Source organism: Cerasicoccus frondis, assembly GCA_031296915.1.
Classification (GTDB): domain Bacteria; phylum Verrucomicrobiota; class Verrucomicrobiia; order Opitutales; family Cerasicoccaceae; genus Cerasicoccus; species Cerasicoccus frondis.
The window spans coordinates 21,114-33,276 of record JAVDPC010000028.1; the positions used below are offsets into that span (position 1 = coordinate 21,114).

At 54.1% G+C, this 12,163-nt stretch carries 9 protein-coding genes and 1 CRISPR repeat array; of the genes, 6 read left to right on the top strand and 3 right to left on the bottom strand.

Annotated elements, in window-relative coordinates; genetic code table 11:
* Positions 1 to 55: 55 nt before the first annotated feature.
* The 5 genes from cas9 (at position 56) to RBB63_RS18195 (ending at position 7,433) form a co-directional block, all read left to right on the top strand.
* Positions 56 to 3,211 carry a type II CRISPR RNA-guided endonuclease Cas9 gene (gene cas9, locus RBB63_RS18175; protein ID WP_309386430.1) on the top strand — a complete coding sequence of 1,052 codons (3,156 nt, stop codon included), beginning with the start codon at positions 56 to 58 and terminating at the stop codon, positions 3,209 to 3,211.
* Positions 3,212 to 3,214: 3 nt separating this feature from the next.
* Positions 3,215 to 4,117 carry a type II CRISPR-associated endonuclease Cas1 gene (cas1, locus tag RBB63_RS18180; RefSeq protein WP_309386431.1) on the top strand — a complete coding sequence of 301 codons (903 nt, stop codon included), beginning with the start codon at positions 3,215 to 3,217 and terminating at the stop codon, positions 4,115 to 4,117.
* Positions 4,118 to 4,140: 23 nt separating this feature from the next.
* Positions 4,141 to 4,446 carry a CRISPR-associated endonuclease Cas2 gene (gene cas2 / locus RBB63_RS18185; protein WP_309386432.1) on the top strand — a complete coding sequence of 102 codons (306 nt, stop codon included), beginning with the start codon at positions 4,141 to 4,143 and terminating at the stop codon, positions 4,444 to 4,446.
* A gap of 47 nt (positions 4,447 to 4,493) precedes the next feature.
* Positions 4,494 to 6,041: direct repeats of the CRISPR family, unit length 36 nt; unit sequence ATGGTAATTGATCACTGCCTGCTGTCAATCCGCAGC.
* Between the two features lie 90 nt (positions 6,042 to 6,131).
* Entirely contained in the window at positions 6,132 to 6,785 is a 654-nt protein-coding gene (locus tag RBB63_RS18190; protein WP_309386434.1) for a hypothetical protein, read from the top strand.
* A 15-nt stretch (positions 6,786 to 6,800) separates the two neighbouring features.
* Positions 6,801 to 7,433 carry a hypothetical protein gene (locus RBB63_RS18195; RefSeq protein WP_309386435.1) on the top strand — a complete coding sequence of 211 codons (633 nt, stop codon included), beginning with the start codon at positions 6,801 to 6,803 and terminating at the stop codon, positions 7,431 to 7,433.
* A gap of 32 nt (positions 7,434 to 7,465) precedes the next feature.
* On the opposite strand, the gene RBB63_RS18200 is transcribed toward RBB63_RS18195, so the two are convergent.
* The 3 genes from RBB63_RS18200 to RBB63_RS18210 form a co-directional block, all read right to left on the bottom strand.
* Positions 7,466 to 8,464, bottom strand: coding sequence for a tetratricopeptide repeat protein (locus RBB63_RS18200; RefSeq protein ID WP_309386437.1), 999 nt, complete (start codon positions 8,462 to 8,464; stop codon positions 7,466 to 7,468).
* 94 nt (positions 8,465 to 8,558) lie between these two features.
* Positions 8,559 to 9,377 (bottom strand): c-type cytochrome domain-containing protein, encoded by an 819-nt coding sequence (locus RBB63_RS18205; RefSeq protein ID WP_309386438.1) that lies wholly within the window; start codon positions 9,375 to 9,377, stop codon positions 8,559 to 8,561.
* Between the two features lie 116 nt (positions 9,378 to 9,493).
* A complete protein-coding gene (locus RBB63_RS18210) occupies positions 9,494 to 10,945 on the bottom strand; it encodes a thioredoxin domain-containing protein (protein WP_309386439.1) in 1,452 nt (483 codons plus the stop codon).
* Between the two features lie 288 nt (positions 10,946 to 11,233).
* On the opposite strand from RBB63_RS18210, the gene RBB63_RS18215 reads away from it, so the two are divergent.
* The gene (locus RBB63_RS18215; RefSeq protein ID WP_309386441.1) at positions 11,234 to 12,151 is read left to right on the top strand and encodes a prepilin-type N-terminal cleavage/methylation domain-containing protein; all 918 of its coding nucleotides are present in this window, start codon (positions 11,234 to 11,236) and stop codon (positions 12,149 to 12,151) included.
* The last annotated feature ends 12 nt before the right edge of the window (positions 12,152 to 12,163 follow it).

Genomic DNA, 12,163 nt, shown 5'->3' on the forward strand with positions numbered 1-12,163 from the left:
AATTACCAAAGCAATTAATCTTGATCAGCTACATATTGTCAATAACAATTTTGAAATGAGCAAGATTGGTTATATTCTGGGCTTGGATATCGGCGTTGCTTCCATTGGCTGGGGAGCTGTTTCTGTGGAAGAAAAATGGGTCGAGTGTGGATCACGCATTTTCCCAGCAGGCCTGGATAATTTTGACACCGGCAAGGAAGTTCACCCGAATATTTCCCGGCGTATGGCGCGTAGCGCCCGCCGCAGCCGCCATCGTAAATGTAAGCGTAAGCAGATCGTATTTGAGGCCTTGCAGACACTTGGCTGGGCGCCGGAAACAGGAGACACTAACAGCCTCCGAGCGTGGCAGGCGCTCAATGTTTACGAACTTCGCAGTCGAGGACTTATCGAGCAGCTCTCACTGCCCAAGCTTGGCCGCATAGTCTATCACCTCAACCAGCGCCGGGGCTTCCTCTCGCTCCGAAAAACTGAGGAAGCAGGTGATAAAGAAGCACAGGGCATGCTCGCGGAAATGTCCGAACTTCAGGAGGCGATCGACGCTTCCGGCTACCAAACAGTCGGAAACTATCTTTACCACCTGTATCGTGAACATGCGAATGCCGTCCGCTTGCGCAAGCGCCATGTGCGCCGCCAGATGCTCCACCACGAATTTACCATGATCTGGGAGCAGCAGCGCCAGTATTACCCGGATATCCTGACGGATGCGCTACGCTATGGCAGCATCGGCAAACGACCGGAACCATACAAGGTCACAAAACCCAAGCCCCGCATGCCTGGAGTAAGCCTGCTTGAGCAATTCGGCCTGGAGAACCTGACCTTCTTTCAACGCAGTGTCTTTTGGAAAAAGGAAAGCATTGGACGTTGCGAACTGGAACCCGAAGAGTACCGCGCCCCGGCAGCCGACAGACGCTTTCAGGAATTCCGCATTCTACAAGAAGTCAACAACCTTCGCCTCAGCGATACCTCCAATCCACTGGAACCGGTAGAACGTAAACTCACTGAGGAAGAACGCCAGGCCGCCATCGCTCACTTAAACAGCAGCAAGGACGGCAAGTTCGACAATCTGAAGAAGAAAATCGCCAAGGTTCCCGGCTTCCCCAATCCCCCCTTTGCCCACTTCAACCTCGAAGCGGGGGGACGCGGTAAAATCGCGTATCACCAGACCGACGACAAACTCTCGGGAAAGAAGGCTTACGGGAAAGACTGGCGAAAACTGGACCACTCCACCCGTAATCAAATTGTTGAGGCGATGACCAGCGCCGCCACCGACGACGAGATGGCCAAAGCATTGCAAGACATTGGCTGTCTGGACGCCGAAACAATCGAGCGCCTGTTGCACATCAGCTTGCCATCGGGTTACGGTCACCTCAGCGTCAAGGCGCTGGAAAATCTGCTGCCCCACATGCGTCAGGGCATGCTCTATATGGCAAACCATGCCGAGGACTCCGCCATGCACGCTGCCGGATACTTACGCAGGGACCAGCAAGCCAATACTGCCCTGAACGAACTGCCAGCGATGCAGGCGGCAACGTTTGAGGACATTGAGACAGCGGCCAGGCATGCCGCTGAAAAGCTGGACAACGTGACTAGCCCAATCGTCCGCCGCGCACTTGTCGAGCTGCGCAAAGTCGTCAACGCGCTAATCAAAAAGCATGGCAGGCCCACCCAAATTCATATCGAAATGGCCCGCTCGCTCAAGATGGGCCCCCAGCAGCGCAAAGAGCACAATAAGCGGAACCGCGATCTAGAGAGGCTACGCGACGAAGCCAGGGATGCACTCACCAAGCTGGGCGTAAAGCCGACCCGGGACGCCATCGATCTTTACCGTATCTGGCAGGAGCAAAACGAAGAATGTATTTACAGCGGGAAGCACATCGGCATCCATCAGTTACTGAATGCCGAGGTGGATATCGACCACATCTACCCCTATTCACGCAGTCTGGACGACTCCTACATGAACAAGGTCATCTGCCTACAAGGCATGAATCGTGACAAAGGCAATCGCACTCCCTACGAATGGCTCGCTGCCTCCAATCCCAATGCCTACGAGCAATTGGTGCAACGCGCCGAACGGCTCCCCTTCCCCAAACGCAAACGCATCTTCTCCAAGGAAATACCAGAGGGCTTTGCCAATCGTGACTTGAACGAAACGGCTTGGATGGCGCGCGCCGCTCGCGCCTACCTCACTTGTCTGTTTGAAAATCCGGCGGACGTGGTCGCCATCAAAGGCATCCACACATCCATCCTGCGTGACCAGTGGCAACTGCACGGCCTGCTGCGCACGGATGAGGTGAACCTGAAGAATCGCGAAGACTATCGCCACCACGCGCTGGATGCTGTCGTCATCGCCTTGTGCAATCCGGCAACGGTCCAGAAACTGGCGCGCACGGAAACGCAGTTCACCCCCAACTGGGAAGCGCCAGCCAAAGGTCAACGCCGCTTCCATGTCCACATGAAGGCGCCACAAATCGAAGAGCCTTGGGAAAATTTCCGAGGCGATGTCGCAGCAGCCCTCAACAGGATTTGGGTTTCGCACCGACCACAGCGCAAAGTGTCCGGTCCGCTGCATGAAGAGACCTACTATGGCATGGCTGACCAAGGAACCTTAGTGATCCGAAAAGAACTGAGTTCCCTCAAGCCCAAGCAAATCGACAAAATACGCGACGTAACAATTCGCGAGATCGTGGCGCGCCATGTGGCCCATGGCGGCTCAATGGAAGATGAGATTTACATGCCTTCCGGCACCCCGATACGCAAGGTTCGCTTACTGGTAAGCAACGAATCGGCGGTTACTATTCGTGAGGGTAAGTCCGGTAAAACCGTGGTCATTCCAGGGAGCACACACCATGTGGCGATCTACGCATTGCCCAACGGGAAACACCACTTCGAAGCGGTTTCGATGTTGGAGGCCAGCAATCGTCTCAAAGCTAAGCAACCGGTGTATCTGGATCATTCGACGGCCATTACTCCCGGCGCCAAATTACTCATGCACTTGTGCAAAGGCGACAGCATCTTGGTAACCGATGGTGATGAAGAGCGCCTTTACACGTACAATACGATGGCCAGCACCAGCGGGCAGATGTGGTTCAAGGATCATCGCGACGCCAGCAAAGGAACAGGCCCCTCCTGCAGGCCCGGCTCTTTCGCGAAAAACTTCCCGAATGCCCGCAAAGTCGTGGTGTTGCCACATGGAGAAATTCGCAACGCTTAAAGCATGGTCAAACACACCTTGGAGTTTACGGAACGATGCACCCACCTGAACCTCAGACATGGGCAACTGGTGGTCTGTCTGCGGGATGAGGAGCGCACCTTTGCCTGTGAGGATATCGGTGTGGTCGTCTTGCAGGAAGCCGCGACGTCAGTATCTACAGCCGCGCTGAATGCATTACTGGAATCCGGGGCCGCAGTCGTCATCTGCAACAAGCGTTTTCTGCCTACCGGCATGCTCCTGCCACTCGCCACCCACACGGAGCTGGTGCCCCGCATGCAGGCTCAACTTCGGGCAGACCGTCCAGCCCTCAAACAAGCCTGGCGGCAGACTGTGATCGCCAAAATCAAGGCGCAAGCTGCCCTACTGGATAACCCGCAACGCAAACGTCTTGAGGAAATGCAGCAGCGCGTGCGCTCGGGCGACTCGGACAACTACGAAGCACAGGCCGCCTGCGTCTACTGGCCAAGCTATTTTCCCCAACAATACCACCAGGGCGATAAGCGCGACGCCGAGGGCGAGACCCTCTTCAACGCCTGTCTCAATTATGGCTACAGCATCATTCGGGCCGCGGTTGCGCGGGCGATTGTCACGGCAGGCATGGTTCCCGCCTTAGGGATGGAACATCATCGGCGCAATAATCCATACTGCTTGGCCGATGACCTGATGGAGCCACTGCGGCCTCTCGTTGACCAACAGGTAAAGACTATACTTGCAACTGAGTGTGATACGAATGCCACACTGAAGCGCCATCACCGCAATCAACTACTCAAACTGCTCACCAGCCCCTACCGGATGAACGGACGAACCGGCCCATTACTCGCAGTCCTTCCAGAATATATAAACGGCTACTTTCGCTTCATCACCAAGGAGGCCAAAACCATCAACTTCCCCATTCGGAGCACGTAATGTGGATATCGGGATATCGCTGCATGTGGATAGTCGTTCTCTTTGATCTACCAGTTACGACTGAGAAGACGCGCAAGGCTTACGCACGGTTCCGCAAGTCTCTCGTAGAAGATGGGTTCGGCATGATGCAGTATTCGGTTTATTATCGCCATTGCCCCAGTCGGGAAAACATGGCGGTCCATCTTCAGCGCATCCGGAAACTGGTCCCTCCCGACGGTGAAGTGCGCATCCTTCAATTTACTGATAAACAGTTCTCTATGATGGAAGTTTATCGCGGAAAACGCTACCAACCATCCGAAGAACCCCCTGCTCAACTAGAAATGTTTTAACCAAAAGCCGCCTAACCTGCTTGTTTATAGTAGGTTAGGCGGCAGATATGGTAATTGATCACTGCCTACTGTCAATCCGCAGCCTCATCTTCGTAGTCCTTAACGTCATACCAATGGTAATTGATCACTGCCTACTGTCAATCCGCAGCATACTCAAGACTGTAGCCCTGACCGCTGTTATGGTAATTGATCACTGCCTACTGTCAATCCGCAGCACACGATTCGAGGTGTCGCTTGATGGTCAGATGGTAATTGATCACTGCCTACTGTCAATCCGCAGCCGTTACCGTCGCCTTTGTCTGGTGACCTTTATGGTAATTGATCACTGCCTACTGTCAATCCGCAGCAGCAACCTGAATACATTCGAAGCAGCGCCCATGGTAATTGATCACTGCCTGCTGTCAATCCGCAGCTGGATGGATCTCGTATGCGATTTGCAGACCATGGTAATTGATCACTGCCTGCTGTCAATCCGCAGCAATCGACGCCATGGAAAGAAGCAAAAGCTCATGGTAATTGATCACTGCCTGCTGTCAATCCGCAGCCTGAATCAGCAGGGGCGCGGTGTCGGTGTTATGGTAATTGATCACTGCCTGCTGTCAATCCGCAGCACTGCGAGAACCATAGCCGATGGACATTAATGGTAATTGATCACTGCCTGCTGTCAATCCGCAGCATGGGCACAACCGGGCAATTCGGCAGGCCAATGGTAATTGATCACTGCCTGCTGTCAATCCGCAGCAGTGGCAGCGATGTGCAAGTGCAGCGCAGTATGGTAATTGATCACTGCCTGCTGTCAATCCGCAGCTGCGGCTGCGTGGGATAGGCATCGGATTGGATGGTAATTGATCACTGCCTGCTGTCAATCCGCAGCTGGCTCCGGCTCGTGCCCGCGCCCGCATAGATGGTAATTGATCACTGCCTGCTGTCAATCCGCAGCTCTTGTGGTTCGCGTAACCGGTTGTCCATTATGGTAATTGATCACTGCCTGCTGTCAATCCGCAGCTACGCTACCGACGATGACGACGATATCGTATGGTAATTGATCACTGCCTGCTGTCAATCCGCAGCCACCAGAGCGAGCTGGCCAAGGGCCAGCGAATGGTAATTGATCACTGCCTGCTGTCAATCCGCAGCCATATACGCTTCGAGGATTGCTTCATTGCATGGTAATTGATCACTGCCTGCTGTCAATCCGCAGCGAAATCCGGAACGCATTGAGCGCCGACAATATGGTAATTGATCACTGCCTGCTGTCAATCCGCAGCAAAGCGTCGACCGCAGTCTGCGCGGTTTTATGGTAATTGATCACTGCCTGCTGTCAATCCGCAGCTAAAGTCCCAGGGCTTTCGCCTCCGACTGACATGGTAATTGATCAGTGCCTGCTGTCAATCCGCAGCTGAGCGCAATTTTGAATGATTTGGGGCGTGCATGGTAATTGATCACTGCCTGCTGTCAATCCGCAGCTTAGACGAGGTTGTGACTGATGAATGGGATGGTATTGATCACTGCCTGCTGTCAATCCGCAGCTTGACCCCTGAGCAGGAACGCTCCGTCGCATGGTAATTGATCACTGCCTGCTGTCAATCCGCAGCTGCTTATTGGGCGAAGAGAGCTGAAGAATTCTCAGAAACCTACACAATTCCACACTTCCCACAGCGACTATTTTCCTCAAAATTGCGAGCATGATTGAAATCACTTATTCAGATAAACTGAAGCCGCTGCTAAAGCTTGGCGCACCAACGCGAGGGCCCCAATGGTTGGACTATGCGAAGCAGTTTGGGCTGACGACTGCAGACGAAGCCGAGCTGCTGCGGATGGCGCAGGATAAGGACTTGAATCAGCTCAAATCAAAAAACCGGGCGGTCTTTGCGCCACTGCATGCTATCCGAGCATTGAAGCAAGTTGGCACCGAGGCGATCGTTACGCCATTGATCCAAATATTGGAAGCATATGAGGATGACGACTGGGTTTCGGTCGATATTCCGCGCACCTTAGCAAAGCTCGGAAAATCAGTGATTCCAGAGATTGAACAATACCTGCGAAACGTTTCCAATAGCGAATCCGCCCGCTTTTCATTAGCGAGTTTTTACACCGCGTGTGACGAGCAGCACCCTCACCTGCGCTCCACGCTGACTAATAGCGCACATTCGCTGATCTCCGACTTTGACCGTTTTGAGCCAGAATTTAATGCATTCATCATCTGTGAATTAATGCGCCTCCATGCCATTTCCTCCCTACCCGCCATTCGCCTAGCTTGCTTGAGCAAGCAAGTCGAAGAGATAATTTGCGGTGACTATGCAGACATCAAGGCCCATATCGAAAGCGCAGAGATATAGCTCATTCAATTTGCCATGCCCGACAACGAGAACCAACTACCCGAGCACGACGACGACCCGCGCATAGAGCAGGCGCTCCGCCTAGGAGAATTGCGGGCGCAGGTTGATGCCGCGACCGATGGCGAGTTCATCGAAGTCATTGGGGAGGATGTGTCGATGGATGCGCAGGAGCAGTTTTGGCAGCATGTGCTCGCGTATGAGTCAGCGCCGGAGGGCACCTTGTTCGTGCAATTGAAGGAACGCTGCGGCTTGCGCCCCACCAAGCCGACGGAGCTCGAATCTGACGCCGCCGTGCATGAGGCGCTGTGGGAACTGATCCGCGCACTGGCAGAGCTGCGGGTGTTTTTATATGACACCAACCACCTGAGCGACCGCGATCTCTATCAGTTGCTTTATGACGAAACGCTACCCGAGGAACGGACCATCATGCCACCGGAGTCGGGCTGGAATTGCCGCATTGGCATCAGCGAATACCCAACCCCCGAATTCCCCGAGCCCAGCGACACCTATCTGGCTTACTTCGCAAAAGATGAAGAACGACAACGGTGGCTCGACGATTTTCCCGAAACACCGTTGCCACCCAAGCGAATGCCGATCTGCCACCGCGACCACTTGCTGCCCATTCCGCCGGAAGAACAGACCAACTAGAGCACAGCGTTAGCCAGGACCGTATTGATCGATTAACTGCTTTTGCCGCGAACGCGCTTGAGCCAACTGACAGCCTCTTGGTTGCCCAACCAGAGCGCTTGCGTGTGTTGGGCAAGGATTTCCGCCTCTTGCAGGCTGCCCGGTGAATACATGCCAGGCATCTCATCCGGCAACTGGTAGGCGCCTGTGAAAAACTCCGCGCAGTGGGGGTTGTTTTTCAGCGCTTTCTTGAGGGCGGCATCAGCCTTCTTGCCCGCACCATGACGCAGGAAGAGCTCCAAGGCGTTTCCATAGAGCCAGGCCGCCATGTCCTGCGGGTAGCGGTCGAGTAAGGCGCGCGCCGCGTCCAGGTCCTCCACCATCAGGTAGGCGGCGCCCAGAGAATCGCGCACTCCCTGGTTGTCATTGGGATTCAGCTCCAACATTTCCTCCCAAGTATCAATGGCTGCCGACAGATTGCCTTCAGTGAAATAAAATTCCCCCAACGCAGCCAAGCCGCGCATGAAGGGACGCGTCTCCATGAACCCCCAGAACTCACCGCGAAAGTCATCAAAGTCATCTCCAATAATGACACGACCTGCGTTGATGGCGCGCATCACATAGCACTCGTATTCCGCAGCCGAGAGATCCAGCGAGTGCGCCAGAATCAGCCAAGCGTCAGCACATTCCGGGTGCGTATCAAGCGCCTCACGCGCCAGCTTGATGCGCTTCTTTAGAGTTGGCGCATCCTGGGCGTCGTAAACCAGCTCATTGGCGTCGTAAAGCCGGTCTTCATCGTCGATGCCGCCAGGCATAGCGCTCCAATCGATAGCGCCCAAAGCTTCGGGGCCACCCGCCAAATCAACTGCGTCCATCAGTTCGCTCAAGGCGGATTTCATCTCCGCCAATGCAGCGTGGTCGCCACCCAATTTTTCGAGCATCATCTGCTCCATCGGATTCACGACACTCTGGGCAGTCTTGGCGGATTTCTTAGCCGCTTTCTTCGTGGCTTTTTTGGCCTGCTTGCGTGGTTGGCTGGATTTCTTCGGCATGCACTCAACAAGGCAAATACGGCCCTGCAATGCAATGACAAGTACGCAGCAAAAAGCAGCCACGGCAATTATATAGGCGTTAACCTGATACTATTTACTCTTTTCCATCATCGTGCGCTGCGCGTAGGGCGCCGCCCAGCAGCCAACGCTGTATAACTGCCACTTCTTCGGTAGTTAATTGAGGTTTGTCCTTAGGCGGCATGTGATCACTGTCGGACATCGGCAGAAGGACGCTGGTCAAGATGGTGCTGGCATCGGGATCGCCCGGGACAATGCAAGGGCCAGACTCCCCTCCCCGCAAAAGCGCCTCATAGCTATCCATGATCAATCCACCTTTGAAGTAAGCTCGCTTGTGGCATGAGTTGCATTTCGCCGCAAAGAGGGCGGCAATCGTCGGCTCATAATAAACCGGACTGCCGACAGACGGGATCTCGATCACGGTCACCGCATTTGAATTGGCCAACCATGGCAAATGCTCGGTTAGATAGTCTTCGCCGTGCGTAATGGAGCCGCCCTGATGGCCGGTCCAAACCAGCAGCCCACAAGCAACGACCAATGTTACGCGATAAAACCAGGACCAAACTTTTTGCAAGTGGTAGGCAGGCAGGCAACGCAGGGTCAGCGCAAAGACCGTTAAGGCCGCAGTCGCGATGCCCCAGCGCAAATGACTGCTAATCAGCGGCCCGGCGGACGCTTCGCTATCGGCCAACAGAATACCGAAGACGGTGGACGCCACGGTGACCAAGGCGGCAAACAGCATGGCCAATCCAGTGGGATAGTTCAGCTTCCCACGGCTGAGGACAGTCACCAGCTCCATTAGGAGAACCAGGAATAAGATCCCAATGGGCAGGTGGATAATTGCCGGATGCAGACGCCCGAGAAAGAACGCCCACTCCACAGACGTATCTTTCAACAGTAGCAGAATCAGTGGACTGCAGGCGACCAGCGGAAGTAAAAGGAAGAGCTTGGAACGCCGACCATGATTAGCGTTTCCGCAGCTTCCTGACACTATCCCTTGGCGGTCCACATTCAATCCCCAGATGATGACTCAATGCCATGCGCTCTATCCGCCTCGGCCAAGGCCTGGTCAATGAGTTCGGTAAACTCGTCAATCGACGGAGCGCCGCTGCGCATTTTTCCGTTAATGATGAATGTTGGCGTAGCGCTGATGCCTGCTGCACGCGCTTCATCGATATCCTGCTCCAGAGCAGCAACCTGAGCCGGATCAGCGACGAAACGCCGTAGTTGCTCCCCATCCATGCCCAAAGATTCTGCCAAAGCGACGGCTTGCTCGAAGTCTAGCTGCTCAGCGGAAAATAGCTTGTCCTGAAACGCCCAAAACTGCCCCTGAATTTCCGCAAAGCGTGCGGCGAGGGCCAGCTCTCTAGCGCCTGGATGACGCTTAAGCGGGTAGTCCTTGAAGACCCAGCGTATTTGGCCCGCGTATTTATTTTTAATTGCCTGAACATTGCCGTGCGACTTTCGGCAGGACGGGCACAGGTAATCGGAGAGCTCCACGACCGTCACCGGAGCATCCGTTGGGCCAATACTCGGCGCGTCGTCAATGCGCACCTGAGTCGACGGCAAGGGCGGCGGCTTCAAATAGATTTCCACCGGGTATCTTTCGCGCAGCACCTTAAAATAGTCGAGAACCAGTGGCGCAGTGTCCCGCTCATGCAGCGCCTCGCGGATATGCGCCTTCACCTCGTCCTCAGTTCCGGCCCAATCGCCCAGACTGCGATAAAGTCCAGTTTCGTAATAATGATCCACGACATGAGGCGCAAGCGGCGGGATTTTACTACGTATCTGTTGAAGCAAAGCATCGACGGAAATACCGCGTTTCTCGGCATCCACCTCAAGCAAACGGTCGTTGATTCGATTCTGCAGCAGCGCGTTCTTGAGCTCGTAGATTTTCTGCTCTTGGCGGTGCAAAGGCGCGCTCAAAGGACGCTCAATATCCTCGGCCCAGATGGCATTTCCATCCACCAAAGCGAGAATATCAGTCTCATTAGTTAACTTTTCCGACCGTCCGTCGGTAATCAAAAACCCCGCCAAAGTGAACGTCATCAGGCTAACGGCCGCAGTTTCCCAAAGTCGATTTCTGTCGAATTCCAGCAGCCAAATGAAGCACACCACGAGGAAATTCAGGGCGCAGAAAACGCAGATAAATTCGTTTTCGACCATGATGCGTAAGAGGGCTAATTCAAAACCCAACCCAGCAACCGCCCCCCAGAACACCCAGCCGCGACGGTGTAGACAAAGCATCCCCATGACGCCATAGTACAACATGCCCCAGGGAGCAAGCGGCAGGCCGAAAAGCCTGTATTGATGCGTGTTGTGGCAGCCATCACCCAGCATCCCACAGAACTCGGCGATAGCGGGAATCTTTGCTTCCAACGCAGATAGTGAGGCCACGACGATGCCTACCAGGATCAAGGCGATGATAAACGGCTGGCGCTTCTGGAGACTTGGTAATTCCACGGTTTAAAAAGTATTGGCGGTCAGTTGTCAGACTCGGTTCGCGTTGGCACAGAGATTTATTCCAGTGCGGCCGCTATTCAATTTGGTTAACCATAGCACCACAATACTTAATATATGATTAATAAATCATTAGCATGACTAATCCACAGGATGAGCTTCTAGAAAATGAAACTCAATATCAAATAAGCCATTGACGCATCTTCTTGAGACTGGTTTTCATGACAAAAGTCCATCACCGCTCCACTACGTTGGTAATGGATTCGACTGAAAATCATTAAAATTAAAACCATGAAGGTAAAATCACTCAATACTCGCAAGCACGCAGCAGGTTTCACCCTGCTCGAACTGCTGGTTGTCGTAGCCATCCTCGCTGCGGTCGCTGGCACGGCTTCTATCGCCTTGAAAGACACGGATGCCCGCGCATCCGCCGCAGCCCACGTCGCGATGATGGACGAACTGAATAAGGGAGTTCACACTTATCGTGTGCTTACACGAAATTCCTTTCCAAACCAATTCGACTCCCTCATGGAGTTGGGAACAGACACCACTGACGCCGTTCGCGCAGGCTCTACTGCTACAAGTGGCGACGAGCTGCTCGGGTGGGATGCAGGCGACGCAGACGCCGCCTTCGCACTAAACGCCGATGCAGTCGGTGTGTTGGGTGATGCCGGCATTACTGACTTAATGTATATTGATACTGCAGGTGATCCTGCCGATGACGGCGATTGCTCTGATGTTAATGATCTTATTGCTTCGCGTGGCAACGCAGTGGTTTCGAATAACATCTTCATGACCCCTGACGCCAACGGCTGCGGCAGTATCGAAGCTTTAGTCGATGGTTCAGTCGTAACGGTATGGACAGGTGGCAATGAGCGCCTGACTGGTCAGGAAGACCCAGCTGGTGACGGCTCTGCATACAATGCTGACGGCAATCCAGTTTACCTGATGGTAGGTGTTGGTCCGTCGAGCACTCTGTTCAACACAGGCGAACTCGGTGGCATGACAACTGTGCCCGTCTATCGTCATGTTGGACCGACTCAATATGGTCGCTTCATTGCAATCTTCGAAATCGGCACTTGGGATTCCGCCGAAGCCGATGGCTACGAGGTCATCGACCAAATCGAGTTCATCACTGTCGTCGACGGCGCACTCGACACCAAGGAAGAAGAACTTGGCGAGTGGGACGGCACCCGCAACACCATCTAATCTTATCAGCCT